This is a genomic window from Streptomyces sp. NPDC027663 (genome assembly GCF_055566415.1).
Genome location: NZ_JBVHSK010000001.1, coordinates 190,669 through 209,731, shown reverse-complemented (window position 1 = coordinate 209,731; position 19,063 = coordinate 190,669). Strand labels below are relative to the sequence as shown.

19 protein-coding genes, 3 tRNA genes and 1 pseudogene are annotated in these 19,063 nt (G+C 71.9%); 11 read left to right on the top strand and 12 right to left on the bottom strand.

The window, feature by feature from the left end; all coding sequences use genetic code 11:
- Nucleotides 1-273 precede the first annotated feature (273 nt).
- Nucleotides 274-1,524 (top strand): M6 family metalloprotease domain-containing protein, encoded by a 1,251-nt coding sequence (locus ACZ4SF_RS00935; protein ID WP_468376379.1) that lies wholly within the window; start codon nt 274-276, stop codon nt 1,522-1,524.
- Nucleotides 1,525-1,861: 337 nt separating this feature from the next.
- On the opposite strand, the gene ACZ4SF_RS00930 is transcribed toward ACZ4SF_RS00935, so the two are convergent.
- The 5 genes from ACZ4SF_RS00930 to ACZ4SF_RS00910 all read right to left on the bottom strand — a co-directional run bounded on the left by ACZ4SF_RS00930 (nt 1,862) and on the right by ACZ4SF_RS00910 (nt 4,677).
- Nucleotides 1,862-1,935 (bottom strand) — tRNA-Lys (locus ACZ4SF_RS00930).
- Nucleotides 1,926-2,495, bottom strand: coding sequence for a bifunctional DNA primase/polymerase (locus tag ACZ4SF_RS00925; RefSeq protein WP_468376376.1), 570 nt, complete (start codon nt 2,493-2,495; stop codon nt 1,926-1,928). Before ACZ4SF_RS00925 ends, ACZ4SF_RS00930 begins: the two co-directional genes overlap by 10 nt.
- A 169-nt stretch (nt 2,496-2,664) precedes the next feature.
- Nucleotides 2,665-3,033 (bottom strand): hypothetical protein, encoded by a 369-nt coding sequence (locus ACZ4SF_RS00920; RefSeq protein ID WP_468376374.1) that lies wholly within the window; start codon nt 3,031-3,033, stop codon nt 2,665-2,667.
- A gap of 124 nt (nt 3,034-3,157) precedes the next feature.
- A complete protein-coding gene (locus tag ACZ4SF_RS00915; RefSeq protein WP_468376371.1) occupies nt 3,158-3,895 on the bottom strand; it encodes a maleate cis-trans isomerase family protein in 738 nt (245 codons plus the stop codon).
- Nucleotides 3,892-4,677, bottom strand: a complete 786-nt coding sequence (locus tag ACZ4SF_RS00910) for a maleate cis-trans isomerase family protein (RefSeq protein ID WP_468378255.1) — start codon at nt 4,675-4,677, stop codon at nt 3,892-3,894. Before ACZ4SF_RS00910 ends, ACZ4SF_RS00915 begins: the two co-directional genes overlap by 4 nt.
- A gap of 127 nt (nt 4,678-4,804) precedes the next feature.
- Between ACZ4SF_RS00910 and ACZ4SF_RS00905 the strand changes: the two genes are divergently transcribed.
- Both ACZ4SF_RS00905 and ACZ4SF_RS00900 read left to right on the top strand, forming a co-directional pair.
- The gene (locus ACZ4SF_RS00905) at nt 4,805-5,758 is read left to right on the top strand and encodes a D-2-hydroxyacid dehydrogenase (RefSeq protein WP_468376368.1); all 954 of its coding nucleotides are present in this window, start codon (nt 4,805-4,807) and stop codon (nt 5,756-5,758) included.
- Nucleotides 5,759-5,774: 16 nt separating this feature from the next.
- Nucleotides 5,775-7,193 (top strand): amidase, encoded by a 1,419-nt coding sequence (locus tag ACZ4SF_RS00900; protein WP_468376365.1) that lies wholly within the window; start codon nt 5,775-5,777, stop codon nt 7,191-7,193.
- On the opposite strand, the gene gcvH is transcribed toward ACZ4SF_RS00900, so the two are convergent.
- Nucleotides 7,169-7,561: a glycine cleavage system protein GcvH gene (gene gcvH / locus ACZ4SF_RS00895; RefSeq protein ID WP_468376362.1), complete on the bottom strand. Its 393-nt coding sequence runs from the start codon at nt 7,559-7,561 to the stop codon at nt 7,169-7,171. The genes ACZ4SF_RS00900 and gcvH overlap by 25 nt on opposite strands.
- A gap of 92 nt (nt 7,562-7,653) precedes the next feature.
- On the bottom strand, nt 7,654-8,148 hold the full coding sequence (locus ACZ4SF_RS00890; RefSeq protein WP_468376359.1) for a DUF3830 family protein: 495 nt from the start codon (nt 8,146-8,148) through the stop codon (nt 7,654-7,656).
- A 47-nt stretch (nt 8,149-8,195) separates the two neighbouring features.
- Between ACZ4SF_RS00890 and ehuB the strand changes: the two genes are divergently transcribed.
- The 6 genes from ehuB to ACZ4SF_RS00860 all read left to right on the top strand — a co-directional run bounded on the left by ehuB (nt 8,196) and on the right by ACZ4SF_RS00860 (nt 12,396).
- Nucleotides 8,196-9,122 carry an ectoine/hydroxyectoine ABC transporter substrate-binding protein EhuB gene (gene ehuB / locus ACZ4SF_RS00885; protein WP_468376356.1) on the top strand — a complete coding sequence of 309 codons (927 nt, stop codon included), beginning with the start codon at nt 8,196-8,198 and terminating at the stop codon, nt 9,120-9,122.
- Nucleotides 9,119-9,838, top strand: coding sequence for an ectoine/hydroxyectoine ABC transporter permease subunit EhuC (gene ehuC, locus ACZ4SF_RS00880; protein WP_468376353.1), 720 nt, complete (start codon nt 9,119-9,121; stop codon nt 9,836-9,838). Before ehuB ends, ehuC begins: the two co-directional genes overlap by 4 nt.
- Nucleotides 9,835-10,485: an ectoine/hydroxyectoine ABC transporter permease subunit EhuD gene (ehuD, locus tag ACZ4SF_RS00875; RefSeq protein ID WP_468376351.1), complete on the top strand. Its 651-nt coding sequence runs from the start codon at nt 9,835-9,837 to the stop codon at nt 10,483-10,485. The genes ehuC and ehuD overlap by 4 nt, the downstream gene beginning before the upstream one ends.
- Complete coding sequence (gene ehuA, locus ACZ4SF_RS00870; protein ID WP_468376348.1) at nt 10,475-11,272, top strand: ectoine/hydroxyectoine ABC transporter ATP-binding protein EhuA; 798 nt, start codon at nt 10,475-10,477, stop codon at nt 11,270-11,272. The genes ehuD and ehuA overlap by 11 nt, the downstream gene beginning before the upstream one ends.
- Nucleotides 11,273-11,469: 197 nt before the next feature.
- On the top strand, nt 11,470-12,222 hold the full coding sequence (locus ACZ4SF_RS00865; protein WP_468376345.1) for an IclR family transcriptional regulator: 753 nt from the start codon (nt 11,470-11,472) through the stop codon (nt 12,220-12,222).
- Nucleotides 12,223-12,322: 100 nt separating this feature from the next.
- Nucleotides 12,323-12,396 (top strand) — tRNA-Lys (locus tag ACZ4SF_RS00860).
- Here the strand turns inward: ACZ4SF_RS00860 and ACZ4SF_RS00855 are convergent.
- From ACZ4SF_RS00855 to ACZ4SF_RS00835, 5 genes and pseudogenes are all read right to left on the bottom strand, one after another.
- Nucleotides 12,362-14,019, bottom strand: a pseudogene (locus ACZ4SF_RS00855) (AMP-binding protein). The gene ACZ4SF_RS00860 and the pseudogene ACZ4SF_RS00855 sit on opposite strands and share 35 nt — an antisense overlap.
- Nucleotides 14,020-14,059: 40 nt before the next feature.
- Nucleotides 14,060-14,527: a DUF3592 domain-containing protein gene (locus ACZ4SF_RS00850; protein ID WP_468376342.1), complete on the bottom strand. Its 468-nt coding sequence runs from the start codon at nt 14,525-14,527 to the stop codon at nt 14,060-14,062.
- Between the two features lie 119 nt (nt 14,528-14,646).
- Nucleotides 14,647-15,252, bottom strand: coding sequence for a lytic polysaccharide monooxygenase auxiliary activity family 9 protein (locus ACZ4SF_RS00845; protein WP_468376339.1), 606 nt, complete (start codon nt 15,250-15,252; stop codon nt 14,647-14,649).
- Between the two features lie 113 nt (nt 15,253-15,365).
- Nucleotides 15,366-16,502: an SPFH domain-containing protein gene (locus ACZ4SF_RS00840; RefSeq protein WP_468376335.1), complete on the bottom strand. Its 1,137-nt coding sequence runs from the start codon at nt 16,500-16,502 to the stop codon at nt 15,366-15,368.
- 102 nt (nt 16,503-16,604) lie between these two features.
- A complete protein-coding gene (locus tag ACZ4SF_RS00835) occupies nt 16,605-17,915 on the bottom strand; it encodes a peptidoglycan-binding protein (RefSeq protein ID WP_468376333.1) in 1,311 nt (436 codons plus the stop codon).
- A 186-nt stretch (nt 17,916-18,101) separates the two neighbouring features.
- Between ACZ4SF_RS00835 and ACZ4SF_RS00830 the strand changes: the two genes are divergently transcribed.
- Both ACZ4SF_RS00830 and ACZ4SF_RS00825 read left to right on the top strand, forming a co-directional pair.
- Nucleotides 18,102-18,175: transfer RNA gene (locus ACZ4SF_RS00830), tRNA-Lys, on the top strand.
- Between the two features lie 176 nt (nt 18,176-18,351).
- Nucleotides 18,352-19,032, top strand: coding sequence for a FadR/GntR family transcriptional regulator (locus tag ACZ4SF_RS00825; protein WP_468376331.1), 681 nt, complete (start codon nt 18,352-18,354; stop codon nt 19,030-19,032).
- The last annotated feature ends 31 nt before the right edge of the window (nt 19,033-19,063 follow it).

The window sequence follows — 19,063 nt, the reverse complement described above, 5'->3', positions numbered from 1 at the left end:
CCGATCATAGAGGCTGGCCCCGGGCCCTTCCAGCCACTCTCCAGTCTCCCGGACGGAGCACAGCATCTGACAGATCGTTTCTGCCCGCACCTGGACGGGTTCTTCAAGCCACCGACCAGTTGTGACGTTCCGTGAGTGTTTCGGGGTGTCGAGCGCCGGAGTACGCCGGCGCTCGCGAAAGACGCCCTCACCCTTCTGGTGCAGGCAAACAGGGCAAACCATGGCCGATACCAGCAATCTGGGTGCGGGTCCCGCGAACCGCATCCGGAGGTCATGTCCGTGCCCAAGCTGCGCAGCACCGCCGCCGTGTGCACCACGATGTCGGCGCTCGCCGCAACCTCGATCCTCACCGGCCCGTCCGTCGCCGAGCCGTTCTCGCCCGCCCCCTGCGCCCTGCACCGCAGCGAGGTCCACCACTCGGAGGGCGTGGACACCTGGAACGCCGTCTACACCCGGCCGTCCCACTCGCTCGACGCGGTGATGATCTTCCTCTCCTTCCCGGACGCCACTCCGGGCACCACCCCCGGCGAGCTGGCCGCGGACCACTTCCCGGCCACCAGCCGCTACTACGAACAGGCTTCCTACGGCAGGTTCAGGCTGCGCCCGCATCCGCTGAAGCGCTGGCTGCGCATGCCGCGCCCGTCGACCGCGTACGCCATGAAGCGGGACTGGAGCGCCGAGGACCGGGCCGCCTATCTGAGCGACGCGTTCACCGTGGCCGACAAGGAGGTCGACTTCGCGCGCTACCCGGTCGTGTACTTCATCGCCGACCCGGACGCGCCCGGCGTCGACTCCGACGCGACCAAGGTCGTGAACCTCGACACCCCCCTGCGCGTGGACGGCACCGAGGTCCGCCGGGTCGTCACCGTGTTCGAACACCATCCGCCCGACCGGCTGGTTCTCGCCCATGAGACCGGCCATGTCTTCGACCTGCCCGACCTGTACCACCGCCCGGCCGACGGCAAGGGCGACTGGGACACGTACGTCGGGGACTGGGACCTGATGGGCAGCCAGTTCGGCCTCTCACCCGACCTCTTCGCCTGGCACAAGTGGAAACTCGGCTGGCTGGACCAGCGCCAGGTGGTCTGCGTGCGCGGCACGGAGCCGACCCGTCTGACCCTGGAGCCGCTCGCCGCCGGTCCGAACGTCCCGGTGCAGGGCGCGGCCGGCGCACCCGCCTTCGGCCTCGGCCACGGCGCCAAGCTGGCCGTCGTACGCACCGGGCCGGACAGCGCCCTCGCCTTCGAGGCGCGCGGCGCGGCCGGCAACGACCACGCGTCCTGCCGGCAGGGGATCCTGGTCTACCGGGTGCAGGGCGGCGCCCAGTCCGGCGGCGGCCCCGTCCAGGTCGTGGACGCCCACCCGCACACCGAGGCCTGCTGGGAGAACTCGGTCTATCCGCCCCTCGCCGACGCCCCGGTCGGCCTCGGCGAGAGCTTCACCGTGCCCGGAGAGAACGTGAGGGTGGAGGTGGAGGACCGAACGGCATCGGGAGCCTGGACGGTACAGATCACCCCGGGCTGACCTCCCGGCCGACGACCAGGGCACCGGCCACCCCGGCCGACGGCCACGCAGCGCTCTCGGCCGTACCCAGGGAACCGCTCCCTCACGGCCGACGGCCACGAGGTGCCCCCTCTCGGCCGCACCCAGGAGACCGACCCCCTCCCCGGCCGACGGCCACGGGGTGCCCCTCTCGGCCGACGGCCACGGGAGCGCTCCCCCTTCCCGGCCGACGGCCACGACACCGGCCCGAATGGGGTGTGGGTGGCGAAGCCCCCACAGCGCGCATCGAAGCCGCGCAAAAACAACGATGGCGAGCCAGGACCGCGCTTTCCACGGTCATGACTCGCCATCGCCATCGTGCGCCGCCAGGGACTCGAACCCCGGACCCGCTGATTAAGAGTCAGCTGCTCTAACCAACTGAGCTAGCGGCGCCTGCTGACGTCGTAGACCTTAGCATCCTGCTCGGCGGGAGGAAAAATCGATATCCGTACGGCGGCCCGGGCGGCCCGGACGGCCGCCCAGAGCAGGACCTCGGGGCCGGGCAGCCAGGGGTGCCGGGTGTCGGGGGCGACCAGCCAGCGCGTGGCACCGGGGGCATCGCCGCCGGTCAGGGGCGGTACGGTCACCGCGTCCCCGGCGCCGTGGCACAGCAGCGGCGGCACCGCCTCGGTCCGCTGGGACCCCCACTCCTCCCAGGCCAGCAGCGAGGGCAGCCGCTGGGCCGTGCCGGGGGCGGCGAACAGCAGCATCCGGCCCCGGAACACCGCGACCGGGCCCGTTCCCGGCCCCTCGTCCCACAGGCGGTCCAGTATCCGGCGGCCGAAGATCGCCGGGGTGTTCACCACGTCGAAGGCGGTGCCGCAGGGCAGGACGACCGGGGCGTCAGGGCGGTCCTGCCACAGGGCCAGCGTGCTCCGGGGATACGTTCCTGCCGAGGCGAGCCAGGCGACGCCGGCGGAGCTGACACGGGTGACGTTCGGTGCGCTGCTCATGTCATTAAGGTGTACCGGCCGTGAGCGGGCCGTTCTGCTGAGTTGCCGAAAATCCGGACAGGTGCGGGAGCGGAGGAGTATCTTGCCCGCCTGGCATATGCCGGGCGGGCTCTCCGGGCCACGGCGAGGCCGGGCATCCGGGGCTGCACAGGCTCCGCAGGCAGCCGGGCTACACGGGATCGGCGGACGTCCGGCCCTCGCCGTTGCCCCGCAGCAGGTCCTGCCCGAACTCGACCATCTTCTTCGCGTAGTCCTCGGTCCACTCGGCCCGCTCGGCGATGTCCGCCGGGGTCAGCCGGTCGAACCGGCGCGGGTCGGCGAGCTGGGCCGCCGCGACGGCCTGGAACTCCACGGCACGGTCGGCGGCCGCACGGAACGCCTGGGCCAGCTCCGTCGCCCGGGCCAGCAGCGCCCGCGGGTCCTCGATCGACTCCAGATCGAAGAAGTGCTCGGGATCGGAGGCAGCCTCCGCGGGCTCGAAGATCAGGGGCGCGGGGCGTAGCCGCGGTTCGTTACGACGCGGCGTGGGCTCCGCCATGTCTCGTCTCCTCCTCGTACGGGTCGCCGGCACCACCGGTGCGGGTGGGCCACCGTCCATTGTCCCGCGCCGGCGCAAGGGGCCGGGTGGCCGCTCGGGCCGGATCCCGACGAGGAGGCAGGCGTCACACCTGGACCAAGGGTTCCCGCGTGAACAAGATGCCCAGCTGCGGAGCGTTCACCCGCCGGTCGGCGAGCCGCAGCCCCTCCCAGACGGTGACCTGGTTGGCGGTGAGCACCGGCTTGGACAGCGCCTTCTCCAGCAGTGAGAGGTGCGCGACGGTGTGCAGCGCCGTGTCCGGCAGCAGCACGGCCTCCGCGCCGGAGGCGTCCGCGTCCGCCGCGCGGGCCAGCGTCAGCACGTCCTCCTCGCCCCAGGTGCCGACCTCGGCCGCCGTGAGGATCCCGGAGGACCGCACACCGGTCACCTCCAGGCCGCCGGCCTGCAGGAACTCCGTGAAGAGCGCGGCGATGTCGTCCGGGTAGGTCGCGCCTACGGCGACCCGTCGTACGCCCAGCTCGCGGGCCGCGTGCACGAAGGCGAACGACGTCGACGAGGCCGGCATCCCGGCCGCCCTGGCCAGGTTGCGCACCTGCTCCTGGGCGCCCTCCCAGCCGCGCACGAAGCTGCCGCTGGTGCAGGCCCACACCACCGTCTCGGCCCCGCACAGCCGTAGCCCCTCCACTCCCTCGGCGAGCCGCTCGGCGGAGCCCATCTCGTGCAGCGCGTCCACCCGGTGCGCGTCCTCGCCGATGTCGGTGTGCGCCAGATCCACCCGGATGTCGCTGCCCAGGAGCTGCTCGATGCGTGGATAGTCGTCCTCGGCGGAGTGGCCCGGGTAGAGGAATCCGAGTGCGGTCATGTCCAGCCTTCCTGCTGTTCTTCGGGCAGTGCGGGCCAGGCGCGGGCGGCCGCGTCCAGCAGCGCCTGGTAAGGCCCCACGGCTCGGGTACCCAGTCGGCGCAGCGCAGCCCACATCGTGACCTGGTTGGCCGACAGCACGGGCATGCGCAGCTCGGCCTCCAGTTGCGGGATGACGTCGTAGGTGGGGAGGTTGGTGCAGGAGAGGAAGAGGGCGTCGGCGGTGCCCGGGCGGGCCGCCCGGCGGGCCATGGTGACGACGTCCCGGTACGGCACCCGCCAGATGTGCCGGGTCAGCCCCATGTAGGCGCAGCCGGTGACCCGTACGCCGGCCTGCGCGACGTACCCCTCCAGCGCCCGGGTGACGGACACGGTGTACGGCGTGACCAGCGCGACCCGTCGCACGCCCAGCTCCGCCAGCGCCTCCAGCAGCGCCCCGGAGGTGGTCACCGAGGGCAGGTCGCCGGCCCGGGTCATCGCCGCGCACATCGCCCGTTCCCCGGCGATCCCGGCGACGAAACTGCCGGAGGTGCAGGCGTAGGCGACGACCTCGGGGGCGACGGCGGTCAGCGCGCGGACCGCCTCGCCGAGCGTCTCGTGCTCGCTGACCAGCCGGGCCAGGTCCAGGCTCACCTCGACCGGCACGAACGGGGTCCGGGTCAGATGCAGCGAGACCTCGTCGGGCGCCCAGCGCCACAGCTCGCGGTCCAGGGCGAAGTCGAAGGGGGCCACGACGCCCACACCGCGCTGAGGGCGGGGGCCGCCGAGAAAGGAGACGTCCATGGCTGACACCGGCCTCACGCTGGGAGACGAGTGGGCAACGGATCGTGGGTACGCCCGTGTTGACGAAGGTAGGTTCGGGTGCGAGCGTGGTCAATCCGCGCATGTCAGACGCCGGGAGCCGCCCCGCATGACGCCGACCGTCCCCACCCTTGTGGTCCTCGACGCCGATCCGCCGCCCCGGCTCGGCCGCCTCACCGGCCGCGCCCGGATCGTGCACACCGACGCGGCGCACCTGGCCGAGCGGCTGCCGGAGGCGGACGCGCTGCTGGTGTGGGACTTCACCTCGCACGCGGTACGCGAGGCCTGGCCCGGGGACGGGCCCCGGCCGGCTTGGGTACACACGGCGAGTGCGGGCGTGGACCATCTGATGTGCCCGGAACTGGCCGCGTCCGGCACGGTGGTGACCAACGCGCGCGGGATCTTCGACCAGCCGATCGCCGAGTACGTGGCGGCTCTGGTGCTGGCGGTCGCCAAGGACCTGCCGCGCACCCTGGACCTGCAGCGGGAGCGGACCTGGCGGCACCGGGAGGGGCGGCGGGTGGCGGGCACGCGCGCGTGCGTGGTCGGCTCGGGCCCGATCGGCCGGGCGATCGTGCGCACCCTGAAGGCGCTGGGGGTGACGACGGCACTGGTCGGGCGGGTGCCGCGGACCGGCGTGCACGGCCCGGACGACCTGGACCGGCTGATCTCGCGCGCGGACTGGGTGATCGCGGCGGCTCCGCTGACCGAGCAGACGGACCGGATGTTCGACGCACACCGGTTCGGGGTGATGCAGCCCTCGGCGTTCTTCGTGAACGTCGGCCGGGGCGGCCTGGTCGACGAGGAGGCCCTCGTCCGGGCGCTGACCCGGCGCTGGATCGCGGGTGCGGCCCTGGACGTGTTCAGCACCGAACCGCTGTCCGCGGGCAGCCCGTTGTGGGAACTGCCGGGGCTGATCGTCTCCCCGCACATGAGCGGCGACACGGTCGGCTGGCGCGATGAACTGGGTGCGCAGTTCGTGGAGCTGTACGAGCGGTGGGCGGCGGGCAGATCTCTGCGGAACGTGGTCGACAAGAAGCGCGGTTACGTGCCCGGTCACTGAACCCCTGGGAGGGTGCATGCAGCTCACCGACCTGACCGCCGGCCGGCTCCTCGACGGTTACCGCAAGGGCGAGTTCAGCCCGGTGGAGGCGACCGAGCAGGCGCTGGAGCGGGCGCGGCGGAGCCGGCCGGCGGTGAACGCGTTCGTGCGGCTCACCGAGGAGGACGCGCTCGCCCGGGCCCGGGAGTCGGAGGCGCGCTGGCGGCGCGGTGAGCCGGCCGGGCTGGTGGACGGGGTGCCGGTGACGGTCAAGGACATCCTGCTGCTGCGCGGCCATCCGACCCTGCGCGGCTCGACGACCGTCTCTGAGCAGGGCAGCTGGGACGAGGACGCGCCCCCGGTGGCCCGGCTGCGGGAGCACGGCGCCGTCTTCATCGGCAAGACGACCACGCCCGAGTACGGCTGGAAGGGCGTCACGGACTCCCCGCTGACCGGGATCACCCGCAACCCGCACGACCCCACGCGCACCGCGGGCGGCTCCAGCGGCGGCAGCGCGGCAGCCGTCGCGCTCGGCGCGGGGCCGCTGTCCCTCGGTACGGACGGCGGCGGCAGCATCCGCATTCCGGCCGCGTTCTGCGGGATCTTCGGGCTGAAACCGACCTACGGCAGGGTGCCGCTGTATCCGGCGAGCGCGTTCGGCACGCTGTCGCACACGGGTCCGATGACCCGGGACGCGGCGGACGCGGCCCTGCTCCTGGACGTGATCGGCACGCCCGACCCGCGGGACTGGTCGGCGCTGCCGGCCGCGCCGGGCTCCTTCACGCAGGCGCTGCGGGGAGGCGTGCACGGGCTGCGGGTGGCGTACTCGCCGACGCTGGGCGGGCAGGTGGCGGTGCAGCCGGCGGTCGCTGCGGCCGTACGGCAGGCGGTGGCGCGCCTCGCCGACCTCGGTGCCTACGTCGAGGAGACCGACCCCGACTTCAGCGACCCGGTGGACGCCTTCCACACCCTGTGGTTCAGCGGCGCGGCCCGGCTGACCCAGAACTTCTCGCCCCGCCGGCGGCAGCAGCTGGACCCCGGGCTACGGGAGATCTGTGCGCAGGGTGCCCGGATGAGTGCGCTGGAGTACCTGGCGGCGGTGGACGTCCGGATGAACCTCGGACGGCGGATGGGACGTTTCCACGAGCGGTACGAGCTGCTGGTGACACCGACGTTGCCGGTGACGGCGTTCGAGGCGGGGGTGGAGGTGCCGAGGGGCTCGGTGTTCCGGCGCTGGACGGGGTGGACGCCGTTCACGTACCCCTTCAACCTGACGCAGCAGCCCGCGGCGACGGTGCCTGTCGGGGCGGACGGGGACGGTCTGCCGGTGGGCATGCAGATCGTCGCGGCCCGGCACCGGGACGATCTGGTGCTGCGGGCCGCGCATGCGCTGTACGAGGCGGGGGTGGCACCGGCCGTGGGGCGGCCGGGTCAGCCGGATTCTTCGGTGAGGTAGTCCTCGTACTGCTTGGGGGTGAGAAGGCTCTTGAGCTCCGCCGGCGCGGACGGCTCGATCTCGATCAGCCATCCGTCGCCGTACGGGTCGGTGTTGCAGTCCTCCGGCGAGTCGTTCAGCGCGGTGTTCACCTCGGTCACCGTGCCGGCCACGGGCAGGTAGACCTCGGTCACCGCTTTGACCGATTCCACACTGCCGAACGGTTCCCCGGCCTCGAACCGGTCACCTGCCCTGGGCAGCTCCACGAAGACGATGTCACCCAGCTGCCGCTGCGCGAAATCGGTGATGCCGATGCGGGCGGTGGGGCTCTGGGTCCGAAGCCATTCGTGCTCGCGTGTGTACCGGAGGTCTTCCGGGATGTTCGCCATCAGGGCTCCTCGGTGGGCGATCGACTGAGATCAGCCTGCCGCCCTCGGGGCCGTGCGGAACGCAATGTCACCCGGACGGGGGGCGCGGAGGCTCACGCCCGCCGGAAACGGAGCCTCTCCCCCGCCGCTCCGCTGCGCCACAGGTCGTTGCAGGCCTCGGCCATCCGGTCGAGGCCGTCGGCGACCTGGCCCCAGACGATGCCGGGCACCCAGCCGACGTCGCCGTTGAGGAGCAGGTTGTTGCGCTCGTAGAAGAGGGCGAGGTCGACCACCGTGGCTCCGGGGCGGACCTCGCGGCCGTATCCGTAGGCCCGCGTGCCCAGTTCGGTTCCGGTGAAGGAGAAGTAACAGAGGTCGCCGGGGATCGGGGTGACCGTCGGGTTCTCCAGTGGGGGTTCCGTGGAGGCGAACGGCGGGAAGAGGGCGTAGATCTCGTTGCGCGCGTACTTGGCGTGATAGACGTCGCCCGTGAGCGGCAGTGCCTCCCACACTGCCGCGCAGGTCAGGGGCGCGCGGTCGTCCAGCAGTCGTGCCGTGCAGTGCACGTCCCGCTTCTCGAGCGAGACGGTGACGAATCGATCGGCCATGAAACCCAGGGTGCATAGCCCGGATGCGCTTGGGTAGCCGCGCCGCCATGGCTCCACCACTTGGGAACGACGTACACACAATCCGGCCGGAACACAGACACAGCCGGCGCTCGGTGCTCGCGGGTGTCTCCGCGCTCGGGGTGCTCGGCGCGCTGGGCGCCGCGGGCTGCACACGGGTGGCGGCGGCGTCCGGCGAGAAGGGCGGCGACCTGCTCGACCGGCTGCGCGCGCAGGGTGTCGTACGGCTCGGTATCGCCGGTGAGATCCCGTTCGGGTACATCGACAGGGACGGGCAGCTCACCGGGGAGGCGCCGGAGCTGGCAAAGGTGATCTTCAAGCGGCTCGGGGTGGACCGGGTGCAGCCGGTGCCGACCGAGTTCGGCTCGCTGATACCCGGGCTCAACTCCCAGCAGTTCGACGTCGTGGCCGCGGGGATGTACGTCAATCCCGAGCGCTGCGAGCAGGTGATCTTCGCCGACCCGGACTACCAGATGCTGGATTCGTTCATCGTCCGCAAGGGGAACCCGAAGGGATTGCACTCCTACCGGGACGTCGTGGAGAAGAAGGCGAAGTTCGCCACCGGCACCGGCTACGCGGAGATCCAGTACGCGGTGGAGGCCGGGTACGAGGAGGGCGACATCCTGATCGTCCCCGACCAGGTCGCCGGGCTGAACGCCGTCGAGGCGGGCCGCGTCGACGTCTTCGCCGGTACGGCGCTCACCACCCGCGAAGTGGTGAAGAAGTCGGCCAAGGCGGAGGCCACCAAGCCCTTCGCCCCGCTGGTGAAGGGCGAACCGCACACCGACGGCGGGGCGTTCGCCTTCCGGCCGGCCGAGACGAGGCTGCGGGACGCCTTCAACGTGGAGCTGCGCAAGCTGAAGAAGAGCGGGGAGCTGCTCCGCATCCTGCGGCCCTTCGGCTTCACCGAGGCCGAGATGACGGACCTGACCGCGAAGGAGCTGTGCGGCGGATGACCTCGGGGCTCTGGGAACTCGTACTCAAGGGCATATGGACCACCGTCCAGTTGCTCGTGTTCAGTGCGCTGCTGGCCACGGCGGTGTCCTTCGTCGCCGGCATCGCGCGCACCCACCGGCTGTGGATCGTGCGTTTCGTCGCCGGCTTCTACACCGAGGTGTTCCGCGGCACCTCCGCGCTGGTGATGATCTTCTGGGTGTTCTTCGTGCTGCCCGTCGCGTTCGGCTGGCAGCTGGTGCCGATGTGGGCGGGCACGCTGGCGCTCGGGCTGACGTACGGCGCGTACGGCTCGGAGATCGTGCGCGGCGCGCTGAACGCGGTCGAGCCGGCGCAGAAGGAGGGCGCCCTCGCGCTCAGCTTCACGCCCTGGCAGCGGATGCGGCTGGTGGTGCTGCCGCAGGCGGTGCCGGAGACGATCCCCTCCTTCTGCAACCTGCTGATCGAGCTGCTCAAGGGCACCGCGCTGGTGTCGGTGATGGGCATGGGCGATCTGACCTTCAGCGCCAATCTGGTGCGGCTCGCGCTGCAGCAGAGCGCGGAGATCTACACGTACGTGCTGCTGATCTACTTCGCGATCGCCTTCGTGCTGACCCGGCTGATGCGCGGTCTGGAGAAGCGGCTGAAGGCCGGGATCGGCAAGGACCCCGGTACGGAGTCGGCGGCGCGTGAGCTGAAGCGGGCGCAGACGACCGGAGTGGGCGGGAGCGTGGCATGACGTGGGACTGGAACGCCGTGAGCGACTTCATGCCGGACTTCTGGAAGGGGTTGCTGGTCACCCTGGAGGCCGTGGCCCTGGGGTCGCTGCTCTCCTTCTCGCTGGGCCTGGTGTGGACGCTGCTGATGCGGGCGCCGTCGCGGTGGGTGCGCTGGCCGGTCGGAGTGGTCACCGAGTTCGTGCGCAACACCCCGTTGCTGGTCCAGCTGTTCTTCCTCTTCTACGTGCTGCCCGAGTGGGGCCTGACCTTCTCGGCGCTGGCCACCGGCGTGTTCGCGATCGGCCTGCACTACTCGACGTACACGATGCAGGTCTACCGGGCCGGCATCGAGGCGGTGCCGGCCGGGCAGTGGGAGGCGGCGACGGCGCTGAACCTGCCCCGGGGGCGGACCTGGACCGCGGTGATCCTTCCGCAGGCCATCCGCCGTGTCGTGCCCGCGCTGGGCAACTACGTGATCTCCATGCTGAAGGACACCCCGATGCTGATGGTGATCACCGTGCTGGAGATGCTCGGGCACGCCCGGCTCTTCTCCCAGGAGCACTTCCAGTTCACCGAGCCCCTGACCGTGATCGGGGTGGCCTTCATCCTCACCTCCTATCTGGCCTCCCTGCTGCTGCGAGCCCTGGAGCGACGCCTTGTCCGCTGACACGCCTCTGACGAAAGAACCCGACGCGAGCACCGGCACGGCCGTGGCCGGCGGTGAGCTGATCCGCCTGGAGGGCATCACCAAACGCTTCGGGACCAACACCGTGCTCGACGACCTGAACTTCCGTGTCGAGCCCGGCCGGCACGTGACCCTGATCGGCCCCTCCGGCTCCGGCAAGACCACGATCCTCAGACTGCTGATGACCCTCACCCAACCGGACGAGGGCACGATCACCGTCGACGGGCAGCGGCTGTTCCCGGCGCCGGAGAAGCAGGTCCGGGAGGTCCGCAAGAAGATCGGGATGGTGTTCCAGCAGTTCAACCTGTTCCCGAACATGTCGGTGCTGCGGAACATCACCGAGGCCCCGGTGCGGGTGCTCGGCATGTCGAAGGACGAGGCCGAGGCGCGGGCCCGGGAGCTGCTGGACCTGGTGGGCCTGGCCGACAAGTGCGACGCGCGGCCGACCCGGCTCTCCGGCGGCCAGCAGCAGCGGGTGGCGATCGCCCGGGCACTGGCCATGCGGCCCCAGGTGCTGCTGCTGGACGAGGTCACCTCCGCGCTCGACCCCGAGCTGGTCGCGGGCGTGCTCGACCTGCTCAGGGACATCGCGCGCAGCACGGACATCACGATGCTGTGCGTGACCCACGAGATGGGTTTCGCCCGGGACATCTCCGACCAGGTGCTGATGTTCGACTCGGGCCGGGTCATCGAGACGGGCTCGCCGGAGAAGATCTTCAGTGACCCGGAGCACGAGCGCACCCGGGAATTCCTCGGCGCGGTGCTGTGAACACGGGGTGCGCCGGGGTGGAAGGCCGAGGTCCAGCCTCTGGGCAATGCCCTTGGCATATGCCAGAGGATCTGCGCCCCTGCTGGGAGCCCGGGCGCACCCGGTCCAATCTCGTCAACCCCCTCTCCCCGGCGCGCCTTTGACGGCTATCGTGGACACGATCCGCCGACCCGGATCGCGGCCGAGGGGGAACCGACATGAGGATCGAGCCGACCGCCCCGAACCACTCCGCCCAGGACGCGCTGCGTGTGCTGGAGACGGTGGCCCGGCACAGCGCCGGCATAACCGACACCGAGCTGGCCCGCCGCACCGGCCTCGGCCCCGAGCGGCTCACCGCCCTGCTGCGCATGCTGCGCCGCGAGGGCTACGTCCAGCAGATCACCGACGGCGCGTACGTCACCGGCGAGACCCTGCGCCGGCTCACCTCCTCGCACGACCGGGAGCAGGCCCTGCGCGACAAGCTCCAGCGCACCCTGGACCGGCTGCGCGACTCGGTCGGCGCGGCCGTCTACATGAGCCGGTACGTCGACGGCGAGGTCCGGGTCACCCAGTACGCCGCCGGGCCCACCACCCCGGCGGTCAACGAGTGGGTGGACTTCCGCTGCTCCGCCCACGCCACCGCCGTCGGCAAGAGCCTGCTGACCCAGCTGGACCACAACGCGCGCCGCGACCACCTCTCCCGGTACAAGATGGCCCGCCTCACCTCGCGCACCATCACCAGCGACAAGCTGCTGCTCTCCCGCCTGGAGTCCCAGCCGCCCACGGTCCCGGTGCTCGACCTCCAGGAGTACGCGATCGGCACGGTCTGCGCGGCCGTACCGATCACCGCGGGCTCCTCGGTGGGCTGCCTGGCGCTCTCGCTCCCGGTGGAGCACGCGCACCGGCTGAGGCAGGCCGCGGACACGCTCAACCGCAGCGCGGCGCCGGTCCTGCTCTCGCTGGCGATCTAGAGGGTGTCGTTCGGGTGGTCACGAGCACCCCCGAGGACCAGGTATTATTTTCTTCGTCGCCGGCCGCGGGAAGCAGAAATCCGCGAAAGGCGGGAGTCATGCGCCGCTAGCTCAGTTGGTTAGAGCAGCTGACTCTTAATCAGCGGGTCCGGGGTTCGAGTCCCTGGCGGCGCACGAGATCGAAGGGTCCCTCGCGAAAGCGAGGGGCCCTTCGGCGTCTTCCCTGCTCAGCCGCTGGTACGACTCCTCACCCGGTGGCCGCCACCACACCGGATCGGCGCACAGGTACCCCTCCCGCCGCAGCCGGGCCCGCTCGATCTTGTTCGTCGCCGTCACCGGCATCCGCTCCACCACCCGCACGAACCGGGGCGCCATCTTCGTGCCGAGGTCGGGCTGGGCCGCCAGGAACTCCGCGAAGCCCGCCGGATCGAAGGACCCGGCGATCGTCGCCATCACCTGGTCCCCGGTGACCGGGTCCGGCACCCCGTACACGGCGACGGCCTGTGCGCCCGCGTACCGGGCGACGATGTTCTCGATCATCGCGGCGGCCAGGTTCTCCCCGTCGACCCGGATCCGGTCGTCGGTACGGCCCGCGAAGTAGAGATAGCCGTCGGCGTCGCGGTAGAAGAGGTCACCGGTCCAGTACGCCCCGCCCCTGCGCCGCTCCGCCTCGGCGGCGGGGTTGCGCCAGTAGCCCTCGAAGGGGCTCGGCGCCCGGTTCACCAGCTCACCTATCGCCTCCTCGCCGTTGAGCAGCCGCCCGGCGCGGTCGAAGAGGGCGCGCGGGCACTCCCGCCCGGTGCCGGGATCCAGCACCACCAGGCCGGGCCCGGCCGGGCCCACCGCGCCCGCCGGGGTGCCGGGCGCCCACTGGATCGCCGCCCCGCCCTCGGAGGAGCCGTACCCTTCCACCAGCCGCACCCCGAACCGCCGCTCGAAGGCCGCCGCGTCCACCGCGCCCGCCTCCGTGCCGAAACCGAGCCGCAGCGGATGGTCCCGGTCGTCCGGCCGCGCCTCGGTGGCGAGGAGGTACTGGATCGCACGGCCGACGTAGGTGAAGTAGGTCGCCCGGTAGCGGCGCACGTCGGGCAGGAATCCGGAGGCCGAGAAGCGACGGCGCAGCGCCACCCCGGCACCGGCGGCCAGCGCGGGCGCCCAGTCCGCGATCACCGCGTTGCCGTGGAACATCGGCATGCAGATGTAGTGCACGTCGTCCGGGCGGACCCCGAACTGCCGCCGCAGGGCCTGCCCGGCCGTCGCCAGCCGGCCCTGGGAGCAGATCGCGGCCTTGGGGGCGCCGGTGGAGCCGGAGGTGAAGTACAGCAGCAGCCGGTCGGCCGGGGTCGCCCGGGCCGGGTCCGGCACGGCGCCGCAGTAGGGGGCGAGGAGGGCGCCGTACTCGGGGGTGTCCGTGACGAGGAGCCGTACCCCGGGCAGGTCGAGCCCGGCCAGCAGCGGCAGCCGGGCCCGCTCCAGGACCAGGAGCGGGCATTCGGTGTGCCGGATGTCCCGGGCCAGCTCGGGTCCGCGGCGGGTGGGGTTGATCCCGGCGACGGCCGCCCCGGCGAGCGCGGCGGCGCCGAGCCAGAGCGGGAACTCCTCGGTGTTGTCGAGCAGCACCCCGACGTGTGGTGGTGCACCCGGGGGCAGCAGGTCGGCCAGCAGCGCGGCCCGGGCTGCGGCACCGGCGGCCACCTCGTGCTGCGTCAGCACCCGGCCCTCGCACCACAGCCCCGGCCGGTGGTCGTCCCAGCGGGCCGCGACCAGCTCGGCTACCGTGCGCAGCGTGGACTCCATGGCCCGGCACGGTAGCTGACTGTCTGTCAGAAAGGGAGGGTCAGGGCAGCATGCCGTCCGACTCGGCGAACATCCCGTGGGCGAGGAGCATGAAGCCGACGCAGAAGGCGATGGCCACGCCGACGAAGACCAGACCGCAGCCGGTGCCGGCGGCGAGCTTGCCGGGCGCGGGCGGCAGCGCGGTGGCCAGCTCGGGCACCTCCGGGAGGTAGCGGACGGTCACGAAGTCGCCCTCCAGCACGGTGGACGAACCGTCCTCCTCCTCGAAACGGACCGTGCGGCCCTCCCGGGTGGTGAACTCGTAGACGTGGTGCAGGGTCGTGCGCACGGACGTGTCCCCGCCGCCCCCGCTGGTCGTCGTGTACATCCGCAGGCAGCGCGCCTCGGCCGTCAGGCCGTGCTCCCACGTCCTGCTGATCCGCCGGGCGCGGCGGATCAGCAGACAGGCGGCGGCGACGAAGCCCGCGATCACGAGGCTGGGCACGGCGTAGAAGAAGAATTCGAACATGAGGTTCCCCCGAGGTCGGTCCGCCGCTTCCGGTCGAACGGTGTGGCGGGAACCTATCCGGCGCGTGGGGCACTCGGCCTCAAGGGAACCTCAGTTTCCAAGCCGTACCGGAAGGCGGATCAGAAGGTGACGTCCGAGCAGGCGTAGAACGCGTTGCCCGTGTCGGCGATCGTCCATACCGCGACGATGACGTGATGACCGCTCAGGCCGGACGGCAGGGTGCCGCTGTGGCTGAGCGTGGCCGGCGGGCGCTGGCCGTTGTAGGGCACCGTCAGGAACGGGGTCAGGTTGAGGTCCGAGCGGGCGAGGTTGTGGTTCTGGTTCCAGCCCGGCCTGGTGACGTAGTACCTGAAGTCGGTCGTGGCGTGCATGGCCGTGAACTGCCAGCGGAAGGTGTACGACTGACCGCCCGTCACCCGGGTGGTGGGCCAGGTCGCGCCGGACGGCGTCTTCGGAGAGCTGAGCTGGGCGAACTGGCTCAGTCCCGCGTTACAGATCTGACCGTCCGCGGGCCCGGCGGCCGGGAATCCCTTGGGGCCCTCGACACTCTGCGGTTCCCACTGGATCGAACCGCAGTTCGCCACGGTGCCGTTCTGGCAGAGCTTCTGCCTGCTGATGGGGAGGTCGGTGTAGCCGTGCCCGCTGGCGCCGCCGGTGGAGAGCGCGAAGGCTCCGGCGGTCACCGCGCCCAGCACGACTGCGGACAACTTGGTCTTGGTGCGCATGCTGCCGCTCCTTGGAACGTGGGGAGTTCGGTGAGCTGTGCAGGTAGGTCTAGACCAAGTCTCAGATTATTGCCGTTAGTTGAACATGTCCATACCAATACGCAGCCGGCCTGCTACACCGGCTCCCCGCGCCCCGAACAGAACGCCACCGTCAGGTCACGGACCAGCACCTTGCGCTCGTAGTCGTCCAGTTCGACCAGTCCGCGCACGGTCAGCCGGGTCACCGTGTCCTCCACCGAGTCCACCACCGAGCTGAGCATGCTGGCCCGCTGCCGGGCGTCCAGCGCGGCGATCCGGCGCCGGTGCATCGCGGCGGCCACCTCGGGGGCGTACTCCACCCGCACCGGCTGCACCGAGAACACCTCCATGCCGACCGGAGCCGCCTCCGTCGCCACCAGCCGGGTCAGCGCGTCCCCGGCCGCCGTCGTCCCGCCCCGCGTGCCGCCCGCCGGCTCCACCGGCACCCGGGCCAGCGCCGACTCCACGCACTCGCGCAGATAGGTCTCGTGGTCCTCGACGCCGAGCAGGGCCCGCGCGGTGTCCCGCACCCGCCACACCACCAGCACGACCACCCGCAGCGCCATACCGTCGGGGTCCGTCGCCGTCATCGCCTCACTGCGCCAGTGCCGCAGCCGCACATCCACCCGGCGCCGCAGCACCAGCGGGTTCACCCAGAGCAGCCCGGTGCGCCGGACCGTCCCCCGGTAGCGGCCGAACAGGCCGAGGACCCAGGCCCGTCCGGTCCGCCCCCGGGTCAGCCCGCCGAAGCCGGCCGCACCGAGCGCACCGGCCCCGGCGTACGCCGCCCACTGGGCCGGGCCGAGGCCCGCGCCCGCGTACACCGGCAGGCGCAGCGCCTCCGCCAGCAGCGGCGGCAGCAGACCCGCCCACCATGTGGCGGCCAGGCACCCGGTGACCCCACAGGCCCCGGCGAGCACCCCGGCCGCGCCGGGCAGCACCCGCGCCGGGCGTTCCACCAGCTCCGAGTCCACCTCCGGCAGCGGCCGCCGGCGGACCGGGACCGGGCGGCGCAGCCGGGGCTGCTCGCCGGTGCCCTGCCTGCGGGCCACCACGGCAGGCTTCAGCGGCACCTCCACCGGGTCGGGGTCGTCCCTGAAGAGCAGATGGACGGGGATCTCGGTGGTCGCCTCGTTCTGGATGAGGCGGGCCGGCCGGGTGCCGGGGCTCACGGCGCCGCCCTCCGGCTGCTCCTCGGATTCCGGCGGTGTGTGTGACGTGGTCGTACTCATGCGTGCCTCCAGCCTCCGCGCCAGATGCGTCATGAACAGGGGTGGGATGTGCAGGTGTGGGCAGGAACGCGCCGGGGCCCGGTCCCGGACGGCGGGGGACGGTCAGGCGAACAGGCGGCGCCAGGTCTCCGGCCCCGGATAGCCGTCCGCCGCGCCGCCCCGCCAGCCCTGGGTGCGCTGGAAGGCCTCCACCGCCCTGCGGTCCGCCTCGCCCCAGTGCGGGCCCGGGCCGAGGGCGTAGAACCGGCCGAACCCCTTCTTCACCAGCTGGACGCCCAGCTCGGTCACGTAGTCGTTGGCCGCACCCGGCCGGAAGTGGTTCCGTCCGGGATAGCCGGGCACGCCGTGCGAGGCCGGGCGGCCCGGCCCGGCGGCGCCCGAGGCGATGTTCCTGCCCTGGCCCTTGGTGAGCAGTTCCCAGGTGCGCGGCCCGGGCAGCCCGTCGGCCTCGGCACCCGTCCAGCCCTGGGCCTGCTGGAACGCCTGGGTGGCCTGCTGGTCCGCCTCGCCCCAGACCGGACCGGGGCCCTTCGCGTAGTAGGCGCGCCCGCCCCGGCCGATGAGCATCTCGCCGAGCAGGGTGACGTACTTGTTGTCGGCGCCGGGCCCGAAGTGGGCCGCACCCGGGTAGGGCACCTGCGCCTTCGCGCCGGCCGCCGGCCCGGCACCGGCGGCCGCTGCGGCGCCGGCCTTCGTCACGCCCTTGTAGCGGTAGGGGACGTATTTGTCGGTGTGGCTCCAGTAGGGATAGGGCGTGGTCTGGCGGCGGGCGTGCGGGGGCGTCTGCTCGTAGACCGTGTAGTAGGTGTGCGTGTAGTCCGTCCAGCCGCCGAAGATCACCACGTGGGAGCCTTTCTCGGGGTTGTCCGGGTTGTGGTAGAGCAGGATGTCGCCGGGCTGCAGCTGCTCCTTGGTGATCTTCACCCCGAACTGGTCGAGGCTGCCCGTCCACTCGTTGCCCGGCAGGCCCCAGGCCATGGAGACATAGCCCGAGCAGTCCTGCCGGTAGCCGTCGGACCAGAAGGCGTACATGCTGTACGGCACCTTCGCGGTCACCCAGACCTTGGCCCGCTTGATGATGTCGGTGCGGGTGGTGGTGGGAAGCGGGGCGGTGGACGCCCCCGGTCTGCCCCCCGATCCGTGCAGCGGGGCCTTGGTGCCCTGCGGGGTGTCGGGCTCGCCGTCGCCGGGCACGGCCTGGCGGTGCGGGGAGTGGCCAAGGGTGAGGGCGGCGGCCGGGGGGACCGCACCGAGGGCCGCGGACGTGGCGGCCACGACCACGACTCCACGGGCGGCGGGGTGGCCGCCGAGGCGGCCGGGCAGCGAGCCGGGAGTGGTCCGTCGCCGGTCGACGCAGCCGGGGCAGTCGCAGTCGCTCTCGGGGGCGACGTCCTCGAACACCGGAGCGCTCATGCGACCTGCCTCACATTCGGGGGTGATGTGTCCGCGAGTGTGCACGTTGATCAGTTTCCCAACTGTGCTCAGAACGCGCATTTTGACGGTCCGAATGATGTACGCGGCTCCTCCGTGCGACCTGCGGGCCATCCGGGGGTGGTCGGAAGCACCCCCGGAGGTCAGGTAGAGTTTTCCCGTCAGCAGGCGCCGCTAGCTCAGTTGGTTAGAGCAGCTGACTCTTAATCAGCGGGTCCGGGGTTCGAGTCCCTGGCGGCGCACGATGACGATGGCGAGCCACGTCCGCACACCAGGCGGATCCGGCTCGCCATCTCTGTTTCTGCACGTCTGCGCCGCGCGCGCTGGGGCCTCGCCACGCCCCCCCTGAGCCGCGGTGGGCCGTCTCCGGGCGGCCGGAACCGGGCCCTCCTCACGAATGGCCGGATACCCTCTGGCCATGGCAGCCCGGGACCTCCAAGAGCGGATCAAGAAGCTGATCGTGGACCAGCGGCTGCCCTCGGGTGCGCCGCTGCCCACCGAGCCGGAGCTGATGCGGCTGCTCGGGGCGAGCCGGAACTCGGTGCGCGAGGCCCTGAAGGCGCTCCAGGCCATGGGCATCGTGGAGATCCGGCACGGTTTCGGGACGTACGTCGGCTCGATGTCGTTCGCGCCGATGATCGAGGGGCTCGCCTTCCGCACCGTCGCCGGCCACTACCGCGGCGAGGACTCCCTGCTCCAGCTGCTGGAGCTGCGCGAGGCGGTCGAGACCGGACTGGTGTCACGGCTGGCCGGGCGGCTGCCGGAGGCGGACCTGGTGGAGCTGGACGCACTCGTGGACCGCATGGAACGGGAGGCCGCCGAGGGGGCCGGCCTCGCCGAGACCGACCGTGCCTTTCACGCCACCCTCTACCGGGGGCTGGACAACGTACTGCTGGGCGAGGTGCTGGAGGCGTTCTGGGAGGCCTTTCACCGCGTCCGGCAGGACCTGGTGGACGTGCCGCAGGATCCGCGGGTCACCTGCCGCCAGCACCGGGAGATCCTCGACGCGGTCCGGTCCGGCGACTCCCTGCGGGCCGAGCGGGCCATAAGGGACCACTTCGGCAACATCCGCACCCGCCTGTCCCCGGTGTCCGTGTGACCCCGCCCGTGGCCGGCACGAAGCCGCTCGG

Coding starts and splice junctions, on each gene's coding strand:
- ACZ4SF_RS00925 (WP_468376376.1), bottom strand. CDS start 2,495: ATGAGCAGCGCACCGAACGTCACCCGTGTCAGCTCCGCCGGCGTCGCC.
- ACZ4SF_RS00905 (WP_468376368.1), top strand. CDS start 4,805: ATGACGCCGACCGTCCCCACCCTTGTGGTCCTCGACGCCGATCCGCCG.
- ACZ4SF_RS00890 (WP_468376359.1), bottom strand. CDS start 8,148: ATGGCCGATCGATTCGTCACCGTCTCGCTCGAGAAGCGGGACGTGCAC.
- ACZ4SF_RS00935 (WP_468376379.1), top strand. CDS start 274: ATGTCCGTGCCCAAGCTGCGCAGCACCGCCGCCGTGTGCACCACGATG.
- ACZ4SF_RS00900 (WP_468376365.1), top strand. CDS start 5,775: ATGCAGCTCACCGACCTGACCGCCGGCCGGCTCCTCGACGGTTACCGC.
- gcvH (WP_468376362.1), bottom strand. CDS start 7,561: ATGGCGAACATCCCGGAAGACCTCCGGTACACACGCGAGCACGAATGG.
- ACZ4SF_RS00920 (WP_468376374.1), bottom strand. CDS start 3,033: ATGGCGGAGCCCACGCCGCGTCGTAACGAACCGCGGCTACGCCCCGCG.
- ehuB (WP_468376356.1), top strand. CDS start 8,196: ATGGCTCCACCACTTGGGAACGACGTACACACAATCCGGCCGGAACAC.
- ACZ4SF_RS00840 (WP_468376335.1), bottom strand. CDS start 16,502: ATGAGTACGACCACGTCACACACACCGCCGGAATCCGAGGAGCAGCCG.
- ACZ4SF_RS00915 (WP_468376371.1), bottom strand. CDS start 3,895: ATGACCGCACTCGGATTCCTCTACCCGGGCCACTCCGCCGAGGACGAC.
- ACZ4SF_RS00825 (WP_468376331.1), top strand. CDS start 18,352: ATGGCAGCCCGGGACCTCCAAGAGCGGATCAAGAAGCTGATCGTGGAC.
- ACZ4SF_RS00845 (WP_468376339.1), bottom strand. CDS start 15,252: ATGCGCACCAAGACCAAGTTGTCCGCAGTCGTGCTGGGCGCGGTGACC.
- ehuC (WP_468376353.1), top strand. CDS start 9,119: ATGACCTCGGGGCTCTGGGAACTCGTACTCAAGGGCATATGGACCACC.
- ACZ4SF_RS00850 (WP_468376342.1), bottom strand. CDS start 14,527: ATGTTCGAATTCTTCTTCTACGCCGTGCCCAGCCTCGTGATCGCGGGC.
- ACZ4SF_RS00910 (WP_468378255.1), bottom strand. CDS start 4,677: ATGGACGTCTCCTTTCTCGGCGGCCCCCGCCCTCAGCGCGGTGTGGGC.
- ehuD (WP_468376351.1), top strand. CDS start 9,835: ATGACGTGGGACTGGAACGCCGTGAGCGACTTCATGCCGGACTTCTGG.
- ACZ4SF_RS00865 (WP_468376345.1), top strand. CDS start 11,470: ATGAGGATCGAGCCGACCGCCCCGAACCACTCCGCCCAGGACGCGCTG.
- ACZ4SF_RS00835 (WP_468376333.1), bottom strand. CDS start 17,915: ATGAGCGCTCCGGTGTTCGAGGACGTCGCCCCCGAGAGCGACTGCGAC.